The following is a 26,991-nucleotide window of genomic DNA, read 5'->3' as shown; positions in this document are numbered from 1 at the left end:
TATATTTATACAGCAATCAGGAGCACACCCATGGCAAGCGCACTTCGTTCCCTTTTAGATCTTCACCCTTCCCTTTGGACAGGCAAGCATTATGCGCATGCCGCAGGCACTTGCCTGCCCAGCGGGTTTGCCGCCCTGGATGACGAACTGCCAGGAGGCGGCTGGCCTGTGGGCAGCCTGATCGAACTGCATGCACAGCAAGACAGCAGTGCCTTGTCCTTGTTGTTGCCAGCCTTGAATACGCTGCAGGCAGAGCGCTTGCGTGTTTTAGTCGCTCCGCCCTATCAACCCATGCAACAACTGTGGCGTGGCTCTCCTGTTACGAACGGGCACAACAGCTCATCAGAAAACGCCTTGCCCGCCCGCATGCTCTGGATACGCAGCCAGCACCTGAACGATACCTTGTGGGCCAGTGCCCAGGCCTTGCGTCACGGCCACTGTGCGGCTGTGCTGAGCTGGCTGCCTGCCCATGTGCCTTTAGCGGCCTTGCGTCAACTACAGCTATTAGCCAGCCATAGCGACAGCCTGTTTTTTTGTTTGCGTCCGGCGCACAGTCAGACCAACAGCCCCGCCCTGTTGCGTCTTGAACTTCAGACTCGCCAAGACCAGCAGGGGCAGCCTTGGCTGGATGTTCATATCCGCAAACGACGGGGGCCACCGTGCAAGGACAGCATTGCTTTGGCCCCTCACCACACCCTGATGCCGCCAGCGGCCATTCCGTCTCATGTACCTGTGCCTGCGACTGCCCCAGAGCCTGCTTACGCCTGAGGCCAGCCCAAAACAGCAGAACGGTATTCAAGCCGTTCTGCTGCGCTACAGCCCCCAGCTGGCACAGGTTCAAGCCGATTTATGGGTACTGAATATCAGTGCCAGCATCCGGCTGTTTGGTGGTTTGCGCCGTCTGTACCAACAGGTCCGGGCTGACTTGCAAGCTCTTATTCCCGAGCCCTGCCTGGCCCTGGCACCCACTGCCCGTGCGGCCTGCTTGCTGGCTTTATCCGGACGCAAGCAGCGTCGTTGTGCACGACGTTTGCAGGCCTGTCTGAACCCGCTTCCCATCCACTTATTGGCTCCGCCTGCCGACCAGCTGCAATGGTTGCATAGTCTGGGCTGCCATACCCTGGGCCAGTTGCACCAACTCCCCCGCGATGGCCTCTCCCAGCGCGGGCTGCGTGCCCTGCTGTTGCAGCTGGACCAAGCCTACGGCACACAAAGCTGGGCGCTGGAATGGGTGCATGCCGCCCCGCAATTTACAGACAAGCTGGAGATGGATACGCCATCCAATAACAAACCCACCGTCTTGCGGGCCTTAAATCGCCTATTGAACAAGCTGGAGGCCTGGTTGAATCAGTACCAGTTGGCTTGTGGACGCCTGGAGCTGGTACTACGCACGGAAAGATACAAGGACTACCCCACGACCACCCGCCTGGAGTTGCAAATGGCCCGGTCCTGCTGGCGTAGCCAGGACTTTTTGCCCGTATGGCAAGAACAGTTCCAGCAACTGCAATTACATGCGGCCGTACAGAGCATGGTGCTGCAGGCACAGCAACTACACCCGCGCCAAACTCATGCCAGCAGCCTGTTTCCCGATGCGCGTCATTGGCAAGAGCAGGATCAACAACTGTTGGAGCGCTTGCAGACCAGGCTGGGGGCTGAACAGATTTTGACACCTGCCGCCCAAGCCAGCTATTTGCCTGAACAGGCGAATCAATGGCTCCCCTTGTCCCGCAGCCACCCCCCCGATGCGGACCGTCCGGCTTTGCAACGTCCATGCTGGATGCTGGACCCGGCTCAGCCTTTACAACACGATCAGCAATCCCCGCTTCTGGATCAGCAGCGCTTGCGCCTGGTTCAAGGCCCGGAGCGGGTACAGACAGGCTGGTGGAGCGGCACCGGGCATCAGCAGCGGGACTACTTTATTGCCCTGTGTCCGCAGGGACGCTTGTATTGGGTTTATCGGGACTTGAGCCAGGGGCATGCCTGGTATCTGCACGGAGTCTTTGGATGAAACCCCATATAGACCTGCTGTATTCCGAGCTGGACTGCCTGTCCAATTACAGCTTCTTGAATGGCGCGTCCCACCCCGAGGAGCTGATCAGCCGCGCTGCCGAATTGGGCTACAAGGCGCTGGCCTTATGCGATTACGCCTCCATGGCCGGTGTGGTGCGCGCTTATGCGCAGGCCAAGTTGCATCCGGAAATCCGCCTGTTGGTTGGAAGTCGGTTCCGCTTTACGGGGGTTTGGGACAATCAGCGCCCACAAGTCGCCAAGGCTGAGACAAGAACCTGCAACGGCACTCAGACCCATGAGCTTCTGATTCTGCCGCGCAACAAGGAAGGCTACGGCAATCTCTGTCAATTCATCTCACATCTACACCAGTCACTGGACTTGAAGCAGGAAGCCTCGATTGACTGGTCTTTCTTGCAGCAAGCCCGCCAAGGTTCCCAACAACAGGTTCTGCCAAACTGTCTTGTCATCTACAAGCCAGCCTATGGCTTGGATAGCGAACACATTCGTCTTCAAACACAGCATTTGCTGGACCTGTTTGCAGGCCGACTGTTTTTAGGCATCAGTGTGCATAGGCGCGATCAGGACGTGCAGCATTTGCGCGCCGTCAGGCTGGCAGCGCAGGCATGTGGCTTGCGCTGTGCCGCGTTGGGCGGCGTCCATATGCACGTGCGCTCTCGCCAGCCTTTGCACGATACTTTGGCTGCCATACGTCTGAAAACACCTGTGCAAGAATGCGGCTGGTCCCTGGCCAGCAATGCAGAACATCACTTACGCAGCCGTTTCCAACTGGCTAATCTTTACCCGGCCGAACTGCGTGAGACCACCGATCACATCCAGGAGCTATGCCAGTTTTGTTTAAGTGAAATCAAGTACGAGTACCCGGTCGAAATTGTCCCGCCTGGTCTCAGTGGCATTGAATATCTGCGGCTGGAAACCGAGCGTGGCGCGCAAGAACGCTACCCCAAAGGGATTAGCGACAGCTTGCGCAAGCGTCTGGAGGAGGAACTCAGCCTGATTGCAGACCTTCAATACGAGTCCTACTTTCTGACTTTGCATGACATCGTCAGTTACGCGCGCAGTCAGGGGATTTTGTGCCAGGGCCGAGGCTCTGCCGCCAACTCGGCCGTGTGCTACTGCCTGGGCATTACTGAAGTTGATCCTGTCAGCAGCCATACCTTGTTTGCGCGCTTCATTAGCCGCGCACGGGCTGAACCGCCCGATATTGATGTGGACTTCGAGCATCAGCGTCGCGAAGAGGTTATTCAATACATTTACCGCAAATATGGCCGGCAACGAGCAGCATTAACTGCGGTAATCACCACCTATAGACGCCGCAGCGCCTTGCGGGACACCGGCAAGGCGCTAAGCATTCCTCCCGCCTTGATCGAGGCCTTGATTCAATGCGACCGTGCCTGGCTTAAAGACACCCACATTCAGGATGAAGTCCTGGCACGCTTTCCCGAATGCCCGCCTGAGCAAGCGCATCAATGGTTGTCCTTGACCCGCCAGCTGATGGGCTTTCCACGTCACCTGTCCCAGCACCCTGGCGGTTTTGTAATTTCACAAACACCCTTGCACAGGCTGGTGCCGATTCAGAACGCCGCCATGCCAGGGCGCAGCGTTGTGCAATGGGACAAGGATGATCTGGATGTGCTGGGCTTGCTGAAAGTCGATATTCTGGCCTTAGGTATGTTGAGCGCCTTGCGTCGCTGCCTGGACAGTATCAGCCAGCAAAAAGGCAAACCATTCCGCTTGCAGGACATCCCTTTGCAAAGCGCCAAAACCTTTCGGATGATACGGCGCGCTGACACCATAGGCGTGTTCCAGATCGAGTCCCGCGCCCAGATGAGCATGTTGCCGCGCCTGCGTCCCAAATGCTTTTACGACTTGGTGGTGCAAGTGGCCATTGTGCGCCCCGGCCCCATTCAAGGGGGCATGGTGCATCCTTATCTGGAACGCCGTCGCGACCACAGCAAAGTCGACTACCCCGCCCCCGAAATCCGCCATGTGCTGGAACGCACCCAGGGCGTGCCTATTTTTCAGGAGCAGGCCATGGAACTGGCCATGGAGGCGGCGGGTTTTTCGGCTGACAAAGCGGACGCCTTGCGACGGGCCATGGCGGCCTGGCGTCGTCGTGGCGGTTTGGGGCCTTTTGAGCAAGAGCTGCTCGATGGCATGGCTGCCAAAGGTTATGCCCCCGAATTTGCCCAGCGCCTGTTCGATCAAATCAGCGGTTTTGGAGAATACGGTTTTCCGGAAAGTCACTCGGCCAGCTTCGCCAAACTGGCCTGGTTCAGCGCCTATCTGAAAGCACGTTACCCGGAGCACTTTCTGGCGGCCTTGCTGAACTCTCAACCCATGGGTTTTTACGGCCCCAGCCAATTGGTCCAGGATGCACGCCGTCGCGGCGTTCAGGTCTTGCCTGTTGATGTGCAATACAGCCTGTATGACAGCCACGTGTGTTCCGAGCTTGGCGGCCCGCCTCAGGTACGTCTGGGCCTGCACATGGTCAAAGGCTTGAGCGAACAAGGCGCACAAGCCATCGTGAGTTACCGGCAAAGCCACCCGGACCGTACGCTGAATCTGGCCTGCTTGCGCCAGGAACTGGCCCTGTCAGCCCACGATCAGCAAGCGCTGGCCCAGGCCCATGCCTTGCGCAGTGCTTATAGCCAACGCCGCCACAGTGTTTGGGATGCCCGACGCCCCAGTCAGGCAGGATTGCTTAGCCATGCTGAAACGCCGGAGCACACCCCGGATTTGCCGCGAGCCAGTGTGGGGCTGGAAGTGTTAAGTGATTATCAGGCCGTGGGCTTGAGCCTGAATCGTCACCCCCTGTCCTTGCTACGCACACAGTTGTCCCCCTTGCGATTCTCCACCGCAGAACAACTCAACCAAGCTTGCCCGGATAGGCGGCTGGCACGAGCCTGCGGGCTGGTGACCACTCGCCAACGCCCCGGCACCGCCAAAGGCACCGTATTTGTAACGCTGGAAGACGAAACCGGCAGTGTCAATGTCATCGTGCGTGAAGAGTTGGCGCAGGCGCAATCTCAGGCCTTGCTGCAATCTCGCCTGCTGGGTGTCTATGGCGTCTGGCAACGGGATGGCAGCGTTTGCCATTTAATTGCCCGCCGTCTGGTATCCATGAATCACTTGATTGGTGATCTGGTCGCACGCAGCCGGGATTTTCAATAATCGGATTTTTCCCTACCACCGCCCTGCGTTAAACTAGGGCTTTGCCCGTTCAACCAGGAACCACCATGAGTCAAACACTCAAAACCCGTTTAGCTGAAGATATCAAAACGGCGATGCGCGCTCGCGATAGCGGACGCCTGGAGACCTTGCGTTTTCTGCAAGCCGCGATCAAACAACGCGAAGTGGACGAACGTACCGAGCTGGGCGATGCTGAAGTAAGCAGCATCATTGAAAAACAAGTCAAGCAACGCCGCGAATCCATCCAGGCTTTTGAATCTGCTGGCCGTACCGAAAGCGCCGAGAAAGAAAAATCCGAATTGCTGATTCTGCAGGAATACCTGCCACAGCAAGCCGATAGCGCCGAAATTGACGCGACCATTGCCGATGCGATAACCCAGGCTCAGGCTGACGGCGCTCAAGGCCCCGCATTGATGGGCAAGGTCATGGGTCTGGTGAAAGCCAAACTGGCTGGCCGTGCCGATATGTCCCAGGTTTCCGCCCAAGTGAAGCAAAAGCTGAACCCATGAAGCATTTGCAGGCCGAACTGGCGCAGCCCAAACAGGACTTTTTCGGCACACATATCCCCCTGATGCAGCACCTGGGCCTGCAAACCGTTAGCAGCACCGAGCAGGAAGTAATTACTTTTCTGCCCTGGCAAGCCTGTAATGCCAACTCCCGTGCCGATGTGCACGGGGGCACTCTGATGGCGATTCTGGATTTCACCCTTAGCGCCGCCGCACGGGCACAACGTCCTGGCTCAGGGATGGCCACCATAGACATGAACTCGCAGTTTCTACTGCCTGCGCGTGGCGATGTCTGGTTCAAGGCACAATGCCTGTATCTGGAAGGCGATACCGCTTACTGCGAAGGTGGCGGGTATGACGAGAAGGAACGCTTGCTGGTTAAAGCGGCAGCCACTTTTCGAGTGGTACGCGGTAGCTGAACACCGGGTGCAATACACCTTGGAAAATGGCACGCTGCCCCAAGCTGCTACCGATCTACAACAAAGCCCATTAAAAAAGCCCGTATCAAACGGGCTTTTCTATTTCCACCTACTTAATCACAGGCAAGCTTAATGCGCCTGCAAATCCTCACCCACAGGCTGATCCCATTCCGGGTTGGACTTCAAAAATGGATAATCCGTATAGCCTTTAGGCCCCTGGGTGTAAAACGAATCCCGATCCCAGCCATTCAAGGGCGCACGCAACTGCAAACGCAAGGGCAAGTCCGGATTGGACAAAAAAGCCTTACCGAACGACACGGCGTCTGCCATGCCTTTGGATAAAGTGGTCTGTGCTGTAGGCAAATCGAAATGTTCGTTAGCGATAATCGCTCCACCAAACTGGCATTTGATCATGGGCAACAAGCTGTCCGAAGCCGGGCTTTCACGCAGGAACAAAAAGGCAATATCACGGCGATCCAGTTCGCAAGCCACATAAGAGAACAAACGGGCAGGATCGGAATCCTTCATGCCATGCAAACCACCACGTGGGGACAAATGCACACCGACTCGGCCAGCGCCCCAAATGGCGACACAGGCGTCCACAATCTCCAACAGGAAACGAGCCCGGTTTTCAATCGAGCCACCGTAAGCATCCGTGCGGGTATTGGAGCCATCATGCAGGAACTGGTCGATCAGGTAGCCATTGGCACCGTGTATCTCCACCCCATCAAAGCCGGCGCTCAGCGCGTTTTGAGCGGCAACGGCAAAGTCGTCCACAATATCGGCAATTTCTTCACTGCGCAGAGCACGCGGCACTACAAAAGGACGCTCGGGGCTTAAATGGCTAACCATGCCCTCACAGGCAATTGCGCTGGGCGCAACCGGCATTTGGCCATTCAGAAATTCCGGATCAGACACACGCCCCACATGCCACAACTGCAAGACAATACGGCCACCCTTGGCATGGACGGCTTCGGTAATCGTGCGCCACGCATCTACCTGTGCACTACTCCAGATGCCCGGCGTGTGGGCATAGCCCACACCTTGCGGCGATACCGAAGTGGCTTCGGCTACAATCAGCCCCGCGCTGGCCCGCTGGCAATAGTACATACGCATCAAATCATTGGGCATACGGCCCTCCGAGGCGCGTGCGCGTGTCATGGGCGCCATGATGATGCGGTTCATGAGTTCAATATCACCCAGTTTGATTGGATCAAACAAACTAACCATTGTTTTACACTGTCCACTATTGATGTTTCCGCCAGGGCTTGAACGACACGCGCCCAAGGGAATACCCGATAAGGGTTTTTACCAGATATGTCTTTATACCATCAACGCTTAATTTGGCTTGAAATTGTTTCAAGCATCAAACGGATCAAATAAGCTATGGCACAGTTCGCCGTCATAGGATTAGGCCGCTTCGGTTCGGCCTGCGCCCTGGAACTCATGAAAATGGGCCACTCCGTACTGGGAGTGGATACCAATCCGAAACTGGTCAACAAATATGCGGACCAATTAAACCGTGCCGTCATTGCCGATGTCACTGACCGCCAGGCTCTGGAAGAGCTGGGGCTGGACAATTATGACGTAGTTCTGGTTGCGATTGGGGCTGATATTGAATCCTGTCTGGTTTGCGTGGTTCACCTGAAAAGTTTTGGTGTTCCGACAATCTGGGCCAAAGCCATTTCCCATACCCAGCATTTGATTCTGGCCAAAATTGGTGTGAACCGGATTATTCACCCCGAAGAAGAAATGGGCATACGAGTCGCCCAAATGCTCAGCTACCCCATGGTCAACGATTACATTTCCCTGGGTAACGGCGATTATGTTGTGGAAGTCACCGCCAGCGACAATATGAACGGCCAGACCATCAAGGACATATTGCGCGAGCAAATGGCCGACGTGCAGGTCCTGCTGGTCAAACGTCGTGGCCAAACCACCATCCAGCCCGATGCTGATTTTGCCCTGCATGCCAAGGATCTGCTTATCCTGCTTGGACAGCTGCAAGCACTTCGTACCGCTGCCCCCAAATTGGTCTGATGTATGCGCAACTGGCTGCCCAATAGTCTGACTCGCCGTCTTGAGGTCAATCCTCATACCCGCACCCTGAGCGCCAGCCCGCCACTGGTGCTGGCGTTGGGTTTTATGGCCCTGATTATTCTGGGCGCAATTTTGCTGAGCCTGCCACAAGCGGCTACACCCCGGCTGGGGATTTTTCAGGCGCTGTTCATGGCCACCTCGGCTGTCACCGTCACGGGCCTGGCGGTCATTGATCCGGCAACAGACTTGACGCACTTTGGGCAAATTGTGCTGGCGCTGCTCGTGCAAATTGGCGGTATGGGCTTTGTGACTTTTGCCGTGATTGCGGCCATCACCATGCACAAACGCATCAGCGTCAGCCAGCAGGCACTGGCACTGGAGGCTTTTAATCAAACCAGCGTGTCGCGCATCCGCAGTACAGCCTTTCAAGTGTTCAAGATTGCTGCCCTGATTGAGCTGATCGCTGCCGCCATTCTGTTTCTACGCTGGACAATTGATTTACCGTGGACCACAGCCCTTTATCGCGCCTTGTTCCATTCGGTCACGGCTTTCAATAATGCGGGCTTCTCGCTATTTCATGATTCCTTGATCCCTATTTCCGGGGATTTCGTGTCAGTCATGACCTTGTCCGGCCTGATTATTTTGGGCGGGATTGGCTTTACCGTACTGGCCGACGTAGGCCAGAAGAAACGCTGGCAAACACTTTTGCCGTACACAAAGCTGATCCTGATCGGAACACTCATCCTGAACCTGATTGGTTTTTTCAGTCTCTGGGCGCTGGAATTCACGAATCCACACACCTTGGGCATGCTGGGCCTGGGCGATCAGGCGCTGGCTGCCTGGATGCAGAATGCGGCCACGCGCACCGCGGGCTTTACCACCATGGACATTGCCAGCCTGCGCGACAGCACTCAGTTGACCCTGATTGTGCTGATGCTGATCGGTGGCGGTTCGCTCAGTACGGCCAGCGGTATCAAAATCGGCACCTTGATTGTCTTGCTGGCGGCGGTACGCTCCTATATCCGTCAACGTGAAGAAGTGGTCTTGATGGAACGCAGCGTGGCTCCGGAAACGGTACAGAAAGCCCTGGCCCTTTTCCTGATTACCGGCGCACTGTACTTCATCAGTGTCTTGCTGCTGACCTTGTTTGAGGACATGCCCATTACCAGCCTGCTGTTTGAAGCCGCGTCGGCCTTGAGTACCACCGGCATGAGTCACGGCATTACCCACAAGCTGTCCACGCCTAGCCAGATCCTGATCATGGTGCTGATGTTTGCAGGCCGACTCGGGCCTCTAACCCTGATTTACTCGCTGGCCACACGCAAACGCAGCCGTATTCGTTACCCGGAAGGCAACTTCCAAGTGGGCTAGACCTGTCGCTAAACCACAGATATACAAGAAGTTTTAAGAAAAACGACTATTGTCACCGAATTTTGGTATGGTTAATGGATGTAAACATCGAACAACTATTGATCAGGATGCAGGCTTATGGATCACAGGAAGATGGCTACTTTAACCAAGCGCGCTGGCACCGGGCTTAGCGCGCTTTGTCGGGAACTGACCAGCCGTGGGATTAGCTACCACCCACTGGTCGAAATGTATCAAAGTCAAATGGCCGTTATTGGTTTGCTCAGTGACGAAGTTGTCGCCCTGCGCAAAGAGCTGGACGATCTAAAAAAAGTAGTTAAGAAAAACGGCTCATGAGCCGTTTATTTTTTGCCTGCGATTAAGGCCCCCATTCCCCCTGCCTACACCTCTTGAAGCGGCCCTGTTCACATCCATGACTGTCACCCTGCCCCGTTTTTGGCTGTGCGCCGCTTTAGCCTTGTGTTCTGCCACTGCCTACAGTCAAAACGATCGGGTTCTGTCGACACAAAATCATCCTGGCTCCCTTCCCGGCATTGCCCCTATCCCGCCTGCGGCTCCCGTTCTGAACTACGGGACGACCTTGTTCACGCCCGACTATCAGGGTGTGCGCCTGCATACTTACCTGGATGAATGGCAGCGTCAGACTCAGCTGGACTCCGGGGAACTGGCAACTCCGGCGCGTCAGGACAATCTGTTTATCGTCTTGCACTACCGCTACACCAACACCAGCCCTCGTCCACTGAATCCGCAGATCCATCGGCCACGCCTGTTTCTGGTTGACCCTTCAGGCCAGAAAGTAGCGCCCAATCAGCGCGCAACACAGGACTATCGCTACGCTCATGATCTGGACACGGTTGGCCCGGACAAGATCAACCCCCTGGTGAGCGTTTCAGATGTCGCAGTCTTTGAGATCAGCCCAGCCTTGTTTGATGCCAGTCGCTGGCACTTTGTGATCCAGGAGGGCCAGGCTATCCGCATTCCTTTGGCGGTTGTTCCTGAAAAACCGTCTAAAAACGCCGAATAAACATAATAGACGCCCCCTCCATACCAATAAATCATTAAACTCTGCGCTCAGACAAACCCGTCTTATAAACAGGCATGGAATAATACGGGGCCATATAAGCGAAATTAATCGACAACGCTCTCAGCCCACATGCGGTGAGAGCAAGGAAACAAGATTGCGTCATACCCCCTTTCGGATCAGCGCCACCCTCATCGTTGCCAGCGTCTTGCTCCTGCTGGTGCTGAGATCACTACCCACGCGCCCCGAACCCGGTCCAGAACTGATCCAGGTAGAAGGCGGCTCTTTTATGGCCGGCAATTTTCAGGTTCCCATGCGTAACTCCGACGGTGAATTGTCCGTGCAATGGGTGGCACAGCCGGATCAGGGAGCTCTGGAGCCCTACCCGGTAGAGGTCAACGCCTTTTCCATCATGAAAAAAGAGGCAAATAACGCCTTGTACGATCGCTTCTTGAAGCAAACCAAGCGCCCTGCGCGCTGGCAGCCGGTAAAAGGCGATGGCGAACAAGTCGCCAATATGCCCTACGACGAAGCGGAAGCCTTTTGCGCCTGGTTAGGAAAAAACAACGGCCTGGATATGCGCCTGCCTACAGAGGCTGAATGGGAATACGCGGCCCGCAGCCGTGGCCAGCCCTTTCCCTGGGCAACCGACAACGGCCAGTGGCAGGCAGGCCGCAACGTGCCTGAGCAAGGCAATGAAGCAGACAAAAACAAGACGGGCGCCTTCCCACCCAATCCGCTGGGCATTCAGGATATGGCCAATGGCCTGCATGAATGGGTGATCTCAGACCCGACCCGTGATCCAGCCCACGTACGGATTTTCAAAGGTGGCAGCAATGAGGGAGCCAGCTCACGCCACACCATCCCCACACGCGGCATTGTCTTTCCCTTGTCGGAAGCGGCTATTGACGCCAAGCCCGAACTGGCTCGTCTGAAAGGCCGCGCACTAGGAACGGTGTATTTCCAGCACGCCACCGCGCGTTGTGTGGCTCCCTTGAAAACGAACGGCACGCCACCCACATCGGTTACGCAAAACACCATCCTGCCAACGATTTTTGATGATGTGACGGACAAGCGCAAACCAAGCGACGAACCTTAAACAATCCCCGGTGGCAATCCACTGGTACAGACAGCCACAACCTTGGCGTCGTCTTCGCTGGTGGATAAATAGATATGTCCGATACCGCTGTCAAAATACGCTGACTCGTGGGCTTCCAGAAACAGGGTTTCGCCAGTTTCAAACTGAATGGCAATAGAGCCTGACAGCACGACCACAAACTCCTGCCCAGCGTGACGGATATAGTCCTCAAACTCGCTGGCATCGCGTGAATCAATCACGGCCAGAATCGGATTCATGTGCTTGCCGCTGAGCTCGCCAAACAACAGGCCGTATTCATAGTTACGGGTGGCATAGCCAGGGGTAGCCGTAGATTTATGGCTGGAAATGCCCACTTCGGTGGTGGGCAATGGCTGCGCCGTTTCATGATCGGGAACGGCAAACAAAGAGCCGACTTCAATATTCAGGGCACGGGCCAGGACCACAAACTTTTCATAGCTTAACGTGACCTGCCCCAATTCTGCTTTGGAAATGGTAGATAGCGCCAAGCCTGTTTTTTCAGACAACTGCTTGAGTGTCTGTTTTTGATTATGTCGGGCTTGGCGCAGGCGGGTTCCTACCTGTTCCTTGCTGAGCAGTTCATTACGTAGCATTCCTGGATTGTAAGCGGCGCAAACGGAACCAGGCAATCAGAATCCAGGCCATCAAAACAAAGCCCAGGTAGCCGAAAAACGGGTATACCGTACCCACCAGATTGATGAAACCGATCTTGGCGCCCACCAGTCCCAGCACCCCGGCGATAGCCGTACCGATATTGAATCTACGGGTATTGGGCGTAAAAATCCGGGCCGAGAAGGAATACAGCACGCCCACCGAGGTTGTCAGAATCATGGCAAAAATCACCACGGACATAATGGTTCCCAGCAGTTTGGACTGTTCAGTAGCCAGCATCAGCATAGGCAAGGCCGCCGAGCCAATCGTATCGATACGGCCAAACACACCGGCGCTGATCAGCACGATCAAAAAGCCCAGCAACAAGCCACCTACCAGTCCACCGAGCAAGGCATTGCGCCGAGAAGTCGCTTGCGCACCGGCAATCATCAGGAACGGCGCCCCCACCACCATGTTGTAGGACACGTACAGCAAAGAGCCAACCAGCCAATGCCCCGCACCTTGTGGTTTAGTCTGCGCAATCACATCCAGTTCTTCCAATGGCAATTCCCGCGTATTCCAGCTGTAAATACACAGGAAAATCATCATCAGAACCAGGATGGGCGTGATGCTGCCAATAAAGGCCATCACCCGATCCACGCGCAAGAACACAATCAGCACGGTAATCAGCATGACGGCGATACTGCCGTATTGCGCCGGCACGCCCCATTGCTGCTCCATCAGCGAGCCGCCACCAGCAAACATCACCACGGCAATGGCATACATGAAGAAGGTAATCATGATGTCGACCACCACGCCCAGACGCGGCCCACAAATCAGATACAAACCCTCTTTGAAGGAATGCGATACCGAAACCTGGCTAAGCTCCCCTACCGCCATGCCCAGTATCGTAAAGCACAGACCACTGACCACCCCTCCCAGCAGCCCCCAATACCCAAAGCTGCTGAAAAACTGCAATATCTCTTGTCCTGATGCAAAGCCGGCCCCCACCACCACACCGACAAAGGCCATCGCAATGCCCAGGATATTTTTTATATTCGACATGCTTTCTCCTCCGGGAGATCAAAGTGCTGCTGTTTTTATGTTCTGAAACGAGCGGGTGACACCACAGCCGGATCAATATGCAAGGCCTTCAAAGAATCGGGCAAATCCTGCTTTTGCAACAAACTGGCCGCCAGCAAGGACGCGCCGGCGGCGGTTTGAATCCCATAGCCACCTTGACCGGCCAGCCAGAAAAAGCCGGGGCAGAGTGCATCCTGACCAATCACCAGCTCGCCATCAGGAGCAAAACTGCGCAGCCCCGCCCAAGTGTGGCTAGGACGACGGATACGGAGCTGAGTGCGCTCTTCAATACGGTAAATGCCGGTCGCCACATCCAGCTCTTCAGCCACGACATCATGGGCGTCCACGTCGTCAGCATTGGCAGGCGACCCCAGCAACATGCCAGCATCGGGCTTGAAGTAAAACTCTTCGCCAATATCAATAACGGCGGGCCACTCACGATGATCCACACCTTCAGGCGGCGAAAACAGGAAGGCGGAACGGCGTTTGGGTTGAATGCCCAAGGCCTGCACGCCACAGCGTTCTGCCAAGGTATCAGCCCAGGCCCCCGCCGCATTGACTAGCACACGAGTGCGCACACTTGCAGGCTCGGCGTTGAGCTGAACTTCCCAACATTCGCCATCCCACTTGGCTGACAGCACTTCGGTATCCAGACGCAGCTTCACGCCCTTGGCTTGTGCACCTTTCAGAAAACCTTGGTGCAAGGCATGGACATCCATGTCCTGACCCTGACCGTCATACAAGGCACCGGCCAATTGCGCAGGGTCCAGACAGGGCACCATGGCCAAGGCTTCTTCGGCACTCAAGCGGCTAACATCCAGACCTTGTTCATGCCAATCCTGATACTGGCTGTCCAGTAAATCCTGCTGATCGGCGGTCCCCACATACAGCACACCGCGTGGCAGCAAAATCGGCTGATCGCTAAAGCCCGCAGGTGGATGGCTGAAAAAATCGTTCCCCGCAACGGTCAATGCACGAATCGTTTCTGTACCGTAGGTTTCAACAAACATCGCGGCCGAGCGTCCCGTGGAGTGATACGCAGCATGGGACTCTCTTTCCAGAACCAGCACTTGGGCACTTTCGGGCAAACGGTAGGCCAAAGACACGCCTGCCATCCCGGCCCCAACAATTACGTAGTCGTACACCATAAAATTCTCATATCCGATAATTGAGGGCTAATAGTAGGTCTTTCCAAGAAAAACATCCAAGAGGGTTTTTACTAGGCGGACACTTCGGGCTTCCTTGCAAGCCTTGTGGGGCGCCAGATCCGAAGTCGTTTCAGTTTAGATACAGGCACTTGCACCTGGTCCCGTTGTTGCTGCTCCGGAAAACCAGAAGAGCCTCACAGCTGTCGGCTGAGCATCGCAGGCCTGTCCAAGTCTCTCATTCTTTTTAGTTCTCCATCTGCCACTTAGCCGCCATATAAGTGGCACTTTAAGTTTGCATTCGCAACTCGCTATAAGTCTTTATACATAACGATTGAGTTAGATCAATTCTGCTCCGAACAACGGTTTCTCGCCTCCTGGGCTCTCTATACCATGCGTGCTGAGTGTGACTCGAAGTTATTTGACTCATTTATTTAATAATTATGGGTAATGTCTATGAATGTCTTATCTAAGACCTTGATCCTTGCACTAGTGGGGTTGGGGGCCGCTTATGGTGGATCTCAGCTTATTTTGTCGCAACGCAGCATCGTCTCCCCCTTGGCAAGCACTATCAAGCTGGATGATGACGCCCTGATCAAGCAGGGAGCCTACGTCTCCCGCACCGGCGACTGCGTGGCCTGTCATACCGTTCCTGGCGGTCAAAAGTATGCAGGCGGCCTGGCCATGCAAACCCCGCTGGGAGCGATCTACTCCACCAACATCACGCCTGACAAGGGAACGGGCATAGGCAACTACACCCTGGACGAGTTCAAAACCGCCGTCCAGCACGGAGTACGCAAGGACGGCGCTGCACTCTACCCCGCCATGCCCTACCCCTCCTACTCGGTCATGAGCGACGAGGACATGAATGCCTTGTACGCCTATTTCATGAAGGGCGTTCCGGCGGTCAAACAGCAAAATGCCGAGCCCACTTTGCCCAAGCTCTTCCAGATGCGCTGGACCATTGCTTTCTGGCAATGGTTGTTTGCGCCCACTGATCAGACATTTGTGGCTGATGAAGGCCTGGATGATCTGAAAAACCGGGGGGCTTATCTGGTGCAGGGCCCCGGCCACTGCGGTGCCTGTCACACACCGCGCGGCGTGGCATATCAAGAACTGGCCTTGCGCCTGAAAGACGGCGACGACTATCTGTCGGGTGCCGTGATTGATGGCTGGCGCGCAAAGAGCCTGCGCGGCGAAGGTCGTGGCCTGGCCAGCTGGTCTGAAGACGAGCTGCTGGATTTCTTTGCCACCGGCCGTACCGATAAAGTAGCGGCCTTTGGCGCCATGACGGATGTGGTCGAACACAGTACCCAGTACATGAGCCAGCAGGACCAGAAGGCCATGGCGCAGTATCTGAAATCCCTGCCACCCGTCAAAGGTCGCAACCCCGAGATCCCGCATCAAGCGGATACCACCACGCAAAAACAGCTGGATGGTCAGTACACCTCGCCCGGTGCCTGGTTGTATGCCGCCCACTGTGTGACCTGTCACCGGGCCGACGGCAAGGGCGTACCCCGTGTTTTCCCGGCACTGGCCGGCAACTCGGCTGTTTTTGCCAACAACCCGCAATCGGTCATTCAAGTGACCCTGGAAGGTGGACGCATGCCTGAAAACAGCGTCGACACAATGAGCTTCACCATGCCTGCCTTCCGCCATTTGGGCGACCAGGAAATCGCCGATCTTGTTAACTACATTCGCACCAGCTGGACCAATCAGGCCCCCACCGTGCAGGCGGTCGACGTTGCCCACATCCGCCAGTTTGTAGCCAATAAATCGCCCAATATCCTGCCTCAAGGAGCCAGCCATGAGTAAAGCCAAAACCCTGTCCGTTCTGGCTGTGGCCATTGCCGGTGTCGCAGTGGCAAGCTGGTATGCCTTTGCGGCCAGCCCCGCCCTGACCGGTCCGACTCCCGCCACTTATCCCATTATTAATGTGGAAAGCAAAGAGGTGGTGGGTCAATACACCATTCCTTCGGACCTGCTGATCGAGAAAGAACCAAACGCCTACGCCATTTTGTACGGCAAACGCCTCCTGAACGAAACTCGCCGTCTGCTGCCCGACAATGTAGGCGCCGCCATGAACTGCAATAGCTGCCACATCGATCAGGGCAAGGCCCCGCGTGGCGCGCACTACATCAACAGCTTTGTCAGCTACCCCAAAGTCATGCCCCGCTCGGGCAAGATGGTGGACCTGGCAGGCCGCATCAACGGCTGTTTCATGCGCTCCATGAATGGCAAGGCCTTACCCGTGGACTCGCCCGAAATGCAAGGCATGCTGGCGTATATGAAGTGGTTGGCGCAAGGGGTTCAGGTCGGTCAGAAAGTCCAGGTCCCTATCGATGGCCCGCTGGATCATGAGCTGATTCCCAATCCTGAACGCGGTAAAGCGCTCTATGCGGTTCAATGTGCCAGTTGTCACGGCGAGGAAGGCCAGGGCCTGAAAGACGAACGCGGCAATATCGTGTTCCCGCCATTGTGGGGTGAGGAATCCTTCAATATCGGCGCGGGCATGGCGCGTACTTTCAAGGCCGCGGTGTTCATCAAGTACAACATGCCCATGAGCGTAGCTTCCCACGGAGGCTGGGGCCAAGGAGGTGTGTTGAACGATCAGGACGCCGTGGACATTGCCGAGTACTTTACGCATATGCCACGGCCTGATTTTGCGGGCAAAGTGAACGACTGGCCGAATGGTAAAAAACCCAAGGATGCACGGTATTAACATCCGCGCTTCCTGATTTGATTAAAGCGTGCCAGACGCTTTTTTCCAGAAGGTCTGACCCCCAAGACAGACACCCTTAAAGCCATTAACACTGCCCTCTTGATAAGGGCAGTGTTTTCCTGTTTCGCGGAGCACCGGCCCTAAATTGCAGACTGTTTCCACCATTTTGTCTGTACTTCCAAGCATGGCAAGCAGACTGCGATAGTCATCACTTTCCGCCTCGCCCTCTCCTGCTCCTGACTGCTCCATTCGAGCTCTTTGCCATCCCTATCATTAAGCACAATCGTGTAGCATCGTTCCTCTCTCTACCCTTGAAACCCAGCTACTCATCAGGTGAACGCATGATCCATGGAAAAACCCTGGCGGCCTGGCAAGACAGCCATCCCCTTATCCGCGATCTGATCGCCCTTAAAGAAAGTACCTGGTTCAATCCAGCCATCGCCCCCGCCGCCCAAGCCTTGGCAGATGTGGGACTGGACGCCAAGGATGTACAGGCTGCCAGCGTACGTCTACAACGCTTTGCGCCGTATCTGAAAGCTGTCTTTCCTGATACCGCAGCCAGCAAGGGCATCATCGAATCCCCTCTCAAACCCTTGCATCAGCTACGCCAAACACTGATTCAAGAAAACGCATTGGAGCATGTGGGTGCCTTATGGCTGAAGGCGGATAGCGAACTTCCCATTTCCGGTTCCATCAAAGCCCGTGGCGGCATCCATGAAGTCTTGAAGCATGCAGAGGATCTGGCACTGGAAGCCGGTCTGATCACGTTGACGGACGACTACAGCCACCTGGACAGCGAACAGGCCCGCGCCTTTTTCAGCCAATACTCCATCGCCGTCGGTTCCACTGGCAATCTGGGTTTGTCGATTGGCATCATGAGTGCCAAGCTGGGCTTTAAAGTCAGCGTCCACATGTCGGCCGATGCCCGCCAATGGAAAAAAGACAAGCTGCGAGCCAATGGCGTCAACGTGGTCGAGCACCAATCCGATTACAGCGTGGCGGTGGAACAAGGCCGCGAACAAGCCTCCCAGGACCCGCGCTGCTACTTTGTGGATGATGAAAATTCCCCGGATCTTTTTCTGGGCTATGCAGTGGCTGCCGAACGACTGGCAGCACAGTGTCAGCTAGCAGGCATCGTTGTCGACGTGGACCACCCCTTGTTTGTCTACCTGCCCTGCGGCGTTGGTGGTGGCCCTGGTGGCGTAGCCTTTGGCCTGAAACTGATTTTTGGCGATGCCGTGCATTGTCTCTTTGCGGAACCGACCCACTCGCCTTGCATGCTAATGGGCGTCTATACCGGTTTGCATGATGAGATCAGCGTACAAGACTTCGGAATTGATAACGTTACCGCCGCTGATGGCTTGGCCGTAGGACGCCCTTCGGGCTTCGTGGGCAAAGCCATGCAGCGTCTGATCGACGGCTATTACACCGTCACGGACGAAGAGTTATACCGTTTGATGGTCATTGCCTATGAGCAGGACAAGGTCAAACTGGAACCCTCCGCCCTGGCTGGCGTGCCCGGCATGGCGCGGGTATTGAACTCGCCGGAATATCTGCAGCGTATGGATTTTACGCATGTTCAGCTGGAGAACGCTACCCACCTGGTTTGGGGAACGGGCGGCAGCATGGTGCCGGAGGCGGAGTTTCAAACCTATCTGGATAAGGGGCGCAGCCTGTAAGCGGAAACAGACAGAACAGGCTCTCAGGCAAGGCTGGGCCTGTTCAATCTCCTGACGTAGGGCCGGGCATCAAGCTCCGGCTCTTTGCCTCTGCCGCCACACACCGGGCGAGACTCCTTCCAAACGGCTAAAAGCACGGCTCAGGCTGGACTCATTGTCATACCCCACCTGCGCGGCAATTTGCCCTATCGTCAGCGAACCGGCTGCCAACAAAAGCTTGGCTTTATAGATACGCCAAACCGTCAAATACGCCAGAGGTGCTTGCCCGACAGCCGCCTTGAACAGAGCGGAAAAGGTGGACCGAGACAGCCCGATCAGTGCGCCCATTTCCTCCACCGACCACGGATGCGCAATCTGCTGATGCACAGCTTGCAAGACCGGGGCCATCCTGGGGTCTCGAATACCCGCCAACAGCCCTGCTCCCAGGGAGGCACAGCGCGATAAAGCCCGCAGCACCTGAATGAACATCACATCAAGCAAGCGGGCGTTAATCAGCTGAGTTCCATAATCCCGGCTTTGTGCTTCGGTTTGCAGCATATGCAGGATATTTTTTATGGCGTCAGCATCTTCCGCCCTCAAGCGAGTGTGTAACAAGGGGCCAAGCGCACTGAACAGGGGTTCGGCAGCCAATTTGTTGAACGCAAAGCGAGCCGTCACGATTTCAGTCAAAGCCCCGTCGCCACCATGGATGATCGGCTCGGCATGCGGATACCGAGCCAAAGTGTCACAGGAAACCAGCGGATTTTCCTTGCCGTCACACAGCGAGAATTGCACCCCTGGTTGAATAAGCATGCAGGTATCCGCTTCCAGCAGCACGGGATCGGCCCGCTGCTCTCCCTTCAAATAACAAGCCCCTTTGCTGACAATCAACAGCCGCGCATACTCGCCGGTGTCAAAGCTGACGCCCCAAGGCGCACGCAGTTGGAAGCACGCATACAAAGCATGCTGCAAACGCATGCCATCCAGAATTTCATCAAAGGGGTTCATGAGTATCAGACGATAAGACAGGAAAATCGGATTTTTAACTATAGGTCGTCCGACGCCTCAGGCCTAGCATACTCCTTGCAAGTATCAACAGGAGCAAGCATGGACACCTACCGTTTTACGCAATATGGCAGTTTGGACTATCTGGAACGACGTCAGGAACCGGTTCCTGAACCGGGGCCAGGACAAGTGCGGGTTCAAGTCATGGCCTCATCCTTGAACTTCAGAGACCTGTTGGTCATGAAAGGCACATTGCGCTATCACACTACGCCAGGGGCTGTACCACTGTCAGATGCAGCAGGAATCATTGATGCCCTTGGCCCCGGCGTGCAGCGCTTCAAGTTGGGCGACCGTGTCATCAACAGCTTTTTCCCGAACTGGTTCGGTGGCCCAGCCTACGCAGGCCGGGAACAATATGGTGTTGAGCATGACGGCTGGCTCACTCAATACAAAGTCGTGTCAGCAGAGGCCTTGTCGCCTATGCCCGCCCATCTGAGTTTTGAAGAGGCGGCAACCCTGCCTTGCGCAGCCTTGACGGCCTGGTCCGCACTGGCAGGCATTAATGCAGGCGATACAGTGCTGACACAAGGAGCAGGCGGCGTGTCCATTTTTGCCATTCAATTGGCCAAGGCAATGGGAGCCTACGTCATCTCCAGCACTTCTTCAGACAATAAGTTCGACAAGCTGCTGCAGTTAGGGGCTGACAAGGTTTTCAACTACAAAGACACGCCAGAATGGTCCCAGCTTTTAAGAGACTACACGCATGGCGAAGGCGTTAATCGTATTGTTGATGTTGGTGGCCCGGTGACAATTGCACAATCCATCAAAGCGATTGCTGTAGGTGGGCAAGTGTCCTTGATCGGCTCCTTGGGACAATCCGTGCAATCGCTGGATGTAATGGATCTGGTCTTTAGCCAGGCCAGCTATAAAGCCATTGGTGTGGGTAGCCGCAGTGATCTGGAAGCCATGAATCGAGTCATTAGCCAGCACCAGATCCACCCAGTGATCGACCGGGTCTTCGATTTTAAAAACGCTCACGAAGCCTACCGCTATCTGCAACAGCGCAATCGCTTTGGAAAAATCGTGCTCCATCACTAATGACGGAGTCCGGGCATAAGATAAATCAAAGCTAATTGAGAAGCAGTTGTAATACAATCCCGCCATGTCTATCCAACGGCACTGCTCTCTCGTTAAGAATGGCATAGCCTGGCAAGTTCTATTTTGCCTGGCGATCCTGTCATTTCTGAGCCGTTCGCTGGTCCCTGCGGGATACATGCCGGATAGCTCGGGTGAACAGGATGGCTTCTTTTCCGTCACGCTTTGTGCCCCCGGAGGAACACCCAGCACGATCTGGATGAGCCTGACAGGACAGGCCGATCCGCCGCAATCCAATGAACACGCGGATATGCAGAAGTGCCCTTACGCACTGGTCCTGTCCCAAGTAGCCCTGCCCAGCGCTGATATGGCAAGCCTGGATATCCCAGCGCTTCATCAGCCTTTGTTGCTAGTACACCGTAATCAGAGCTTGCCGCCCCTGCCTGCCTTGGGGCCACCGCTAGGGTCACGCGCTCCCCCTGCCAACCTTGTTTGATCTCTCGTCGTCGACTGCCGTATGTGCAGTCGCTTTTCAGCGAAGTCATTCAAGGTTTTTTTTTATGTCCATTTTTTGTGTTTCTGCACAGGCATGCGCCGTGCAGACCGCCCCCTTTCCGCCCTTTCTCCACTCGGCACAAACATCACTACGCACACGAATCAGCGTCCTGGCTCTGACCTTGCTGTTTTCCAGCTCCTGGACCAGCCTGGCTCATGCACAGACGCCAACACTGGCTCCTGTCATCGTCACTCCAGAGCGTGGTAAAAGTCTGACCGTTCCAGACCTGCAAACCGCTCAAAAAACCATTGAACAAACCGCGGGCGGCGTGGCTTTGGTGCCCGAGAGCGCCTGGCGTGATACCAAAGCCGCCACCATCAAAGACATGCTGGACTACACACCGGGGGTGTTTGCACAGCCCAAATGGGGGGACGATGCACGCCTGTCCATCCGTGGCTCGGGTCTGTCGCGGTATTACCATCTGCGTGGCATCAGCTTGTACCAGGATGGCATTCCATTAAATGACCCGGACGGCAGCAGCAATTTTCATCGTATCGACCCTACGGCCTATCGCTATACCGAGGTCTATAAAGGTGCCAATGCCCTGCGATACGGAGCTGCCACCTTGGGTGGCGCCATTAACTTCCTTACCCCTACTGGCCACGATGCCGACGCCTTTCAAGGGCGCTTGGATGTTGGCAGCTTTGGCTGGCGGCGCGTGCAACTTGGCAGCGGTTTTGCGGGCGAAAAACTGGATGGCGTGATTTCCGGCTCCTGGCAAACCCAGGATGGGTATAGAGAACAAAGTGCCGGCCATTCCTCGCGAGCCAGCGCGAACCTGGGTTGGCAGCTTTCAGATCAGGCAGAAACCCGTTTTTACTTAAGCGGATATCAAATTCACCAGGATATTCCCGGCTCGGTCAGCCGCGATCAAGCTCTGAATAATCCACGGCAAGCTGCCAAAGCAAATAAAGAACACGATTGGCAGCTCAACCTGGACGGAGGCCGCATTGCCAACCGCACAGTGCTGGTCATGGGAGAGACTCAGTACGAACTGGGTGGCTGGTTCGAGCAAAGCTCACTACGGCACCCTATTTATCAGTTTGTTGATAGAGACACGAGCAGCTACGGCGCTTACGGCAGGCTGGTCAACACCAGCCCGCTTGCAGGCAGAGACAACCGCTTCACGCTAGGCTTGACTTGGTCGGCAGGCAAGATTGATGCTCAAAACTCTGTAAACGCAGGAGGCAAACGGCGGGAGAAGCTGTCTGCCAGCAAAGACAGGGCCAACAACCTGATCGCCTATGCCGAGAACGCCTGGAGTCTTGGTTCGGACTTATCTCTGATTACCGGCCTGCAATACGTGCACGCCCAACGCAAGCGTCAGGATCTGTATAACAGCGGCCTGCCCGCCACCCGATCCGGGGACAAGAGCTACAACTTCTTCAATCCCAAATTAGGCCTGTTGTGGGATGCGGGGCCGCAGTGGCAAATCTACGGCAATATTTCCCGTAGCGCGGAGCCGCCGACTTTTGACGACATGACGTTCTCGACCCGCAATGATCTGGATCGTCTACAAGCTCAACGTGCCACCACCTTCGAAATAGGCACCCGAGGAGAAAGCGGGGACGTGGCCTGGGACGTCTCCCTGTACCATGCACGCGTCAAAAACGAGCTGCAATGCATCAGCGCACCCTGGAACATTTGCGACAAAACCGTCAACGCAGATCGCACCACCCATCAAGGTATAGAACTGGGCGTGCAGTGGACGGTCGCTCGTGGCTTGTTGGTACAAGGTCTGCAAAGTGACAGCCTGAACATCAAAGGCACCTACACCTACAGCAACTTCAAGTTCGACAATGATCGGGACTGGAACAACAATCAAATGCCCGGCGTACCCAAGCACTATCTTCGGGCAGAGATTATCTACAAACACCCGTCGGGCTTTCACATTGGTCCCAATGTGGAATGGGTGCCCCAGGCCTATTACGTCGACAACGCCAATACCACCAAGACCAGCTCCTATGCCTTGCTTGGCTTGCGAGCCGGATGGGAACGCGGCCCCTACTCCTTCTATATAGATGGCCGCAATCTGACAGATCGTCGATACATCGCCAGCGCCAGCATTACCGACTATGCCACAGCCTTCTCGCCCTTGTTCGAGCCGGGCGCAGGGCGATCTGTCTTTGCCGGTGTGCAGATCCAGTATTGATCCCGCTTTTTTTTCATCTTGTTAAGAGATTTGTCATGCCCGTCAAATCGCAGCTATCGCGCTTTACATGCCGGATCACTGCCTCTTGGCTGCCCACAAGTCAGCTAAGCACTCTGCTCGGGGCGAAAGCCCCGCCCTGTCTTTTATTAGCTTGAGAAACAAGGAGTCCTTATGAAAACCGCTTCACAACATCGCCAGACCTTCAAAGTGGCACTCCACGGCCTTTTCTTTGCCATGGCTTTATTCATCTTGTTCGCTATGTTCACGGGCATGGCTCACGCTGCGCCTTCAGAGGCCGATCGCATCTCCCAGGCCATGAAGGCGATTTGGGACAGCCCCGAAGCGCCTCTTGTGGTCGAGCCTATCGTGATCGAGGGTGACTACGCCCTGGCGGGTTGGACACAACTGACACGTGGTGGCCGTGCGCTATTAAAGAGTCGTCATGGCGAGTGGAGCGTCCATATGTGCGGTGGCGATGGCTTGAACGATGTCGAGACTCTAACCATGGCAAGCATGAGCGCTGAAGCGGCAGAACGTCTGGTAAAAAACACCAGCGAGGCAGAAGCCAAACTGCCCGCAGAAGTGACCGCCAAATTCTCCACCTTTGGAGACAATATGGTGGTGGATCACAACCATCACCCGGACTAATCCGGGAAGGAGAACCCGCTGTGCAAGGACTGGGTTAACAAGGAATCACTGCACCGGATCGCCGGATCGCCGGATCGCCGGATCGCCGGATCGCCGGATCGCCGGATCGCAACTTATCCTACTCAGTCTGAGTGTGGTCATGCCCGCACTGGCCACACTTCTTGCGCGGAAAAGGCGAATAACTGGTGAACAAGCTCTGGCTACCCATGAACGGCGACAAGCCGCACTTTGGGCAAGTAAAAACGGTCATGGCTACCAAGCCCTGGCCCAGAATGTAGAAGCCAAAGACCCAAAACCCGAAGGTCCCCAACACACGGTCGAACACAGGAAGCCCAAAATACAAGGCGACCAGGAGCAAGATATTGAACAAGGTGAACAGCCAGGCTTTTTTGTAGAGCGACATCAATGACCTTTTTAAAACCAGCTTCCACAGCCAGGAAGTGATTTAGCGATTTAATTCAAGCGTGGACAGTTTACGGGATTCAGTCCGCATGGGAGAGGACAGAGCAAGCTGGTGACAATTTCGCCAGGCCGTGACCAGCAGCCAGCTATCCGGCACAAGCGATGAATGTTTCTGAATGCAATGTTCCGGCAATACCCATCCCTCATGATCTAGGATCTTCCAACAAAATCCCCTTACGGACCATGAACCTCGCTTCCTTGCCCTCTCTTGTCCCAGCTCGACAACAGCTCCTGCGTGCCTTGGGTATCGCCCTGCTGCCCTTGGCCTTGGCTGCCTGCGACAGCGGCTCCAGCACAGGCGGCAATCACTCTACCGAAGCCCCCGTCGTCACGCCACCGGCCCCTGAGGAGCCGGAACCACCTCGCAACACCGCCTATCTGGACAGCAAGGCAGGCGATGTCATCAAGGTCCGCATCGAAGAACTGCATCCCACCCAAGCGGCCATTGGCTACGATCAGGTTTACTACAAGCTGGGACGCTGGCAAGGCGATCTGGATCGGCCCACCTGGGCTAAGGACCCCAAACAGCAACTGGACTACCTGAATCGCACCATCGGCAAGAAGTTTGACGACTACTGCGAGGATATGGGCGGAACCGAACGTGCTCAAAAATTTCTGACCATCGCTGAAGTTCAAGCTGCCCGCCTGGACCAGCCCACCACCTATCTGTGCAAAGACCCTCTGGGCTCGCAAACAGAAAACCTGAAAACCGTGGTCGTAGGCTGGGACGGCAATCTTTATCTGACCGATGGCCACCACACCTTCTCCTCCCTGCGCGAAATCCCCGACGGCGGCCCCAAACTGCCCGTCTGGGTAAAAGTCAGCGCCAACTATAGCGACATCCACGAAGCGTCCGCCTTCTGGGAGCGCATGAGCAAAGAGAAACTAGTCTGGCTGCGTGATGGTGAAAACCAGGCTATTACTGTCGAGCAACTGCCCACCCGCGTTGGGCTGGCCAACGAAAAAGAAGCCGGTGGCATGCAGGAAGATCGCTATCGCTCCCTGGTGTATTTCACCCGCGACCTTGCCTATAAAAACGGCAACCTGCCTGAATACGCAGAGTTTCTGTGGGGCGACTGGCTGCGCCGCCAAGCTTCTGAGGGTCAATTGGCCAAACTGGACGAATACTTGATGGCTCCACCCGCCACACCGGCCCAGATTCTGGCGGTAAGCACCTTGAACAAGGCCTTGAAACCCGGTGGTTCAGACGACAGCTACGCGGCTGCCGTGCGCGACGCAGCTCTGAAAATGACGGCTCTGAAAGACACGGATCTGGTCTTTGAAGACCGTGATGCAGCAGCTTTGGGTCGTATCGTCCTGGAACCGGACGCTGCCAGTGACTCCGACACAAAAACAGCGCGCGACACCCTGGAAGAACTGCCACGCAACGACGTCAAATCTGACGGTAGCCCACGGGGTGCAGGAAAGCTGTGGTTTGCAGTGAACTACCGCAATTGCGGCAAGCCTGCGGCGGGGACTTGCTGGGGTTGGTAAGAGAACCAGCCAACACAATCATTAAACAAAAGCCTGTCTCCCAGACTTTTGTCCCGGCGCAGTTCCACCCTGAAACTCACATTCATTCCAAGATATCAATTCAGAATCCAATCAGTAACTATGCTAGTTGCACGAACTGGTAGCGTTGCTATATTTCGCCAATACCAACAGATAGGAGCGCTTAGCGCGGGAGGCGGCAGAATGAAAAAAACGATATTGGCCATTTGTCTTTTTACAGGCATTACAACGGCAAATGCGCAAGGCGTCGGACAAGGCATCGGACAAGGTCTGGGCGCTCATTACAAATGCAAATCCATGGCTGAAGCTTTAGACATGCGCGCGCACAATGCCATGTGGAAAGATCCCTCCGATGGAGAAGTTTTTGCCACAATGAGCTTGGCCTACATGTCTTGGGTCCAAGGCTTCATTTCTGCGACAAACCTTCATAGGCCACAAAATGGTCAAATCCGACTGAGCCCCGAGCGAGTCGCTGAATGGATGCAGAACTACTGCACACGGAACCCGGACCAAGAGATCTATATGGGCGCGAAGAACATTGTTGAATCCTTGCCCGAGGGATACCACTAGCAAGCAAATCCCATACTTCGTTCAGTAGGTGGGCGCACAGACACAAGATAGAGGCATAGGGAAAATGACTGAAGCCATCAAATCGCTATTCGTACGAGACA

The 26,991-nt window shown here is 55.5% G+C and carries 26 protein-coding genes; 19 read left to right on the top strand and 7 right to left on the bottom strand.

Features of this window, described 5'->3' with window-relative positions; genetic code table 11:
* Positions 1–30: 30 nt before the first annotated feature.
* The 5 genes from imuA (at position 31) to U2949_RS10300 (ending at position 6,145) form a co-directional block, all read left to right on the top strand.
* Positions 31–768, top strand: coding sequence for a translesion DNA synthesis-associated protein ImuA (gene imuA, locus U2949_RS10320; protein ID WP_321287568.1), 738 nt, complete (start codon positions 31–33; stop codon positions 766–768).
* Positions 725–2,008 (top strand): Y-family DNA polymerase, encoded by a 1,284-nt coding sequence (locus U2949_RS10315; protein WP_321287566.1) that lies wholly within the window; start codon positions 725–727, stop codon positions 2,006–2,008. Before imuA ends, U2949_RS10315 begins: the two co-directional genes overlap by 44 nt.
* Entirely contained in the window at positions 2,005–5,202 is a 3,198-nt protein-coding gene (locus tag U2949_RS10310) for an error-prone DNA polymerase (protein ID WP_321287564.1), read from the top strand. Before U2949_RS10315 ends, U2949_RS10310 begins: the two co-directional genes overlap by 4 nt.
* Positions 5,203–5,267: 65 nt before the next feature.
* Entirely contained in the window at positions 5,268–5,729 is a 462-nt protein-coding gene (locus U2949_RS10305) for a GatB/YqeY domain-containing protein (RefSeq protein WP_009454206.1), read from the top strand.
* On the top strand, positions 5,726–6,145 hold the full coding sequence (locus U2949_RS10300; RefSeq protein ID WP_009454207.1) for a PaaI family thioesterase: 420 nt from the start codon (positions 5,726–5,728) through the stop codon (positions 6,143–6,145). Before U2949_RS10305 ends, U2949_RS10300 begins: the two co-directional genes overlap by 4 nt.
* Positions 6,146–6,274: 129 nt before the next feature.
* Here the strand turns inward: U2949_RS10300 and U2949_RS10295 are convergent, their stop codons facing one another.
* The gene (locus tag U2949_RS10295; protein ID WP_009454209.1) at positions 6,275–7,375 is read right to left on the bottom strand and encodes an alkene reductase; all 1,101 of its coding nucleotides are present in this window, start codon (positions 7,373–7,375) and stop codon (positions 6,275–6,277) included.
* Between the two features lie 156 nt (positions 7,376–7,531).
* Here U2949_RS10295 and U2949_RS10290 point away from each other — a divergent pair, with 156 nt between their 5' ends.
* The 5 genes from U2949_RS10290 to U2949_RS10270 all read left to right on the top strand — a co-directional run bounded on the left by U2949_RS10290 (position 7,532) and on the right by U2949_RS10270 (position 11,673).
* Complete coding sequence (locus tag U2949_RS10290; protein WP_009454211.1) at positions 7,532–8,185, top strand: potassium channel family protein; 654 nt, start codon at positions 7,532–7,534, stop codon at positions 8,183–8,185.
* A 3-nt stretch (positions 8,186–8,188) separates the two neighbouring features.
* Complete coding sequence (locus tag U2949_RS10285; protein ID WP_321287558.1) at positions 8,189–9,556, top strand: TrkH family potassium uptake protein; 1,368 nt, start codon at positions 8,189–8,191, stop codon at positions 9,554–9,556.
* Positions 9,557–9,688: 132 nt separating this feature from the next.
* Positions 9,689–9,889, top strand: coding sequence for a hypothetical protein (locus U2949_RS10280; RefSeq protein ID WP_223254031.1), 201 nt, complete (start codon positions 9,689–9,691; stop codon positions 9,887–9,889).
* A 76-nt stretch (positions 9,890–9,965) separates the two neighbouring features.
* The gene (locus U2949_RS10275) at positions 9,966–10,577 is read left to right on the top strand and encodes a hypothetical protein (protein ID WP_257724004.1); all 612 of its coding nucleotides are present in this window, start codon (positions 9,966–9,968) and stop codon (positions 10,575–10,577) included.
* Positions 10,578–10,731: 154 nt separating this feature from the next.
* Positions 10,732–11,673, top strand: a complete 942-nt coding sequence (locus tag U2949_RS10270) for a formylglycine-generating enzyme family protein (RefSeq protein WP_321287556.1) — start codon at positions 10,732–10,734, stop codon at positions 11,671–11,673.
* On the opposite strand, the gene U2949_RS10265 is transcribed toward U2949_RS10270, so the two are convergent.
* The 3 genes from U2949_RS10265 to U2949_RS10255 are packed head-to-tail and all read right to left on the bottom strand — an operon-like array spanning position 11,670 to position 14,513.
* Positions 11,670–12,284: a helix-turn-helix domain-containing protein gene (locus tag U2949_RS10265; protein ID WP_321287550.1), complete on the bottom strand. Its 615-nt coding sequence runs from the start codon at positions 12,282–12,284 to the stop codon at positions 11,670–11,672. The two genes, U2949_RS10270 and U2949_RS10265, sit on opposite strands and share 4 nt — an antisense overlap.
* The gene (locus tag U2949_RS10260) at positions 12,274–13,347 is read right to left on the bottom strand and encodes a YkvI family membrane protein (RefSeq protein WP_035274304.1); all 1,074 of its coding nucleotides are present in this window, start codon (positions 13,345–13,347) and stop codon (positions 12,274–12,276) included. The genes U2949_RS10265 and U2949_RS10260 overlap by 11 nt, the downstream gene beginning before the upstream one ends.
* A 35-nt stretch (positions 13,348–13,382) precedes the next feature.
* The gene (locus U2949_RS10255) at positions 13,383–14,513 is read right to left on the bottom strand and encodes an NAD(P)/FAD-dependent oxidoreductase (RefSeq protein WP_026482640.1); all 1,131 of its coding nucleotides are present in this window, start codon (positions 14,511–14,513) and stop codon (positions 13,383–13,385) included.
* A 453-nt stretch (positions 14,514–14,966) separates the two neighbouring features.
* Between U2949_RS10255 and U2949_RS10250 the strand changes: the two genes are divergently transcribed.
* Both U2949_RS10250 and U2949_RS10245 read left to right on the top strand, forming a co-directional pair.
* Entirely contained in the window at positions 14,967–16,325 is a 1,359-nt protein-coding gene (locus tag U2949_RS10250; RefSeq protein ID WP_321287544.1) for a cytochrome c, read from the top strand.
* Positions 16,318–17,232, top strand: a complete 915-nt coding sequence (locus U2949_RS10245; RefSeq protein WP_321287542.1) for a c-type cytochrome — start codon at positions 16,318–16,320, stop codon at positions 17,230–17,232. Before U2949_RS10250 ends, U2949_RS10245 begins: the two co-directional genes overlap by 8 nt.
* Positions 17,233–17,253: 21 nt before the next feature.
* On the opposite strand, the gene U2949_RS10240 is transcribed toward U2949_RS10245, so the two are convergent.
* Positions 17,254–17,481 carry a hypothetical protein gene (locus U2949_RS10240; RefSeq protein ID WP_321287541.1) on the bottom strand — a complete coding sequence of 76 codons (228 nt, stop codon included), beginning with the start codon at positions 17,479–17,481 and terminating at the stop codon, positions 17,254–17,256.
* Between the two features lie 92 nt (positions 17,482–17,573).
* Here U2949_RS10240 and U2949_RS10235 point away from each other — a divergent pair, with 92 nt between their 5' ends.
* Positions 17,574–18,911 carry a D-serine ammonia-lyase gene (locus U2949_RS10235; protein ID WP_321287539.1) on the top strand — a complete coding sequence of 446 codons (1,338 nt, stop codon included), beginning with the start codon at positions 17,574–17,576 and terminating at the stop codon, positions 18,909–18,911.
* A gap of 69 nt (positions 18,912–18,980) precedes the next feature.
* Here U2949_RS10235 and U2949_RS10230 read toward each other — a convergent pair whose 3' ends face one another.
* Positions 18,981–19,898: an AraC family transcriptional regulator gene (locus tag U2949_RS10230; RefSeq protein ID WP_321287537.1), complete on the bottom strand. Its 918-nt coding sequence runs from the start codon at positions 19,896–19,898 to the stop codon at positions 18,981–18,983.
* 99 nt (positions 19,899–19,997) lie between these two features.
* Here U2949_RS10230 and U2949_RS10225 point away from each other — a divergent pair, with 99 nt between their 5' ends.
* From U2949_RS10225 to U2949_RS10210, 4 genes are all read left to right on the top strand, one after another.
* A complete protein-coding gene (locus U2949_RS10225) occupies positions 19,998–20,993 on the top strand; it encodes a zinc-dependent alcohol dehydrogenase family protein (protein ID WP_321287535.1) in 996 nt (331 codons plus the stop codon).
* A gap of 64 nt (positions 20,994–21,057) precedes the next feature.
* Positions 21,058–21,486, top strand: a complete 429-nt coding sequence (locus U2949_RS10220; RefSeq protein ID WP_321287533.1) for a DUF2946 family protein — start codon at positions 21,058–21,060, stop codon at positions 21,484–21,486.
* Between the two features lie 64 nt (positions 21,487–21,550).
* Complete coding sequence (locus U2949_RS10215; RefSeq protein WP_321287531.1) at positions 21,551–23,698, top strand: TonB-dependent receptor family protein; 2,148 nt, start codon at positions 21,551–21,553, stop codon at positions 23,696–23,698.
* Positions 23,699–23,869: 171 nt separating this feature from the next.
* Positions 23,870–24,346 (top strand): copper uptake system-associated protein, encoded by a 477-nt coding sequence (locus tag U2949_RS10210; RefSeq protein WP_321287529.1) that lies wholly within the window; start codon positions 23,870–23,872, stop codon positions 24,344–24,346.
* A gap of 118 nt (positions 24,347–24,464) precedes the next feature.
* Here the strand turns inward: U2949_RS10210 and U2949_RS10205 are convergent, their stop codons facing one another.
* Positions 24,465–24,749, bottom strand: coding sequence for a hypothetical protein (locus tag U2949_RS10205; protein ID WP_321287526.1), 285 nt, complete (start codon positions 24,747–24,749; stop codon positions 24,465–24,467).
* Between the two features lie 242 nt (positions 24,750–24,991).
* On the opposite strand from U2949_RS10205, the gene U2949_RS10200 reads away from it, so the two are divergent.
* Positions 24,992–26,302, top strand: a complete 1,311-nt coding sequence (locus U2949_RS10200) for a ParB/Srx family N-terminal domain-containing protein (RefSeq protein ID WP_321287524.1) — start codon at positions 24,992–24,994, stop codon at positions 26,300–26,302.
* 201 nt (positions 26,303–26,503) lie between these two features.
* Positions 26,504–26,890 carry a hypothetical protein gene (locus tag U2949_RS10195; RefSeq protein WP_035274306.1) on the top strand — a complete coding sequence of 129 codons (387 nt, stop codon included), beginning with the start codon at positions 26,504–26,506 and terminating at the stop codon, positions 26,888–26,890.
* Positions 26,891–26,991: the final 101 nt, after the last annotated feature.

It is taken from the genome of Alcaligenes phenolicus, assembly GCF_032063905.1.
Classification (GTDB): domain Bacteria; phylum Pseudomonadota; class Gammaproteobacteria; order Burkholderiales; family Burkholderiaceae_B; genus Alcaligenes; species Alcaligenes phenolicus.
The sequence above is the reverse complement of the archived record's forward strand: the minus strand, read 5'-3'. Positions and strand labels throughout refer to the sequence as shown.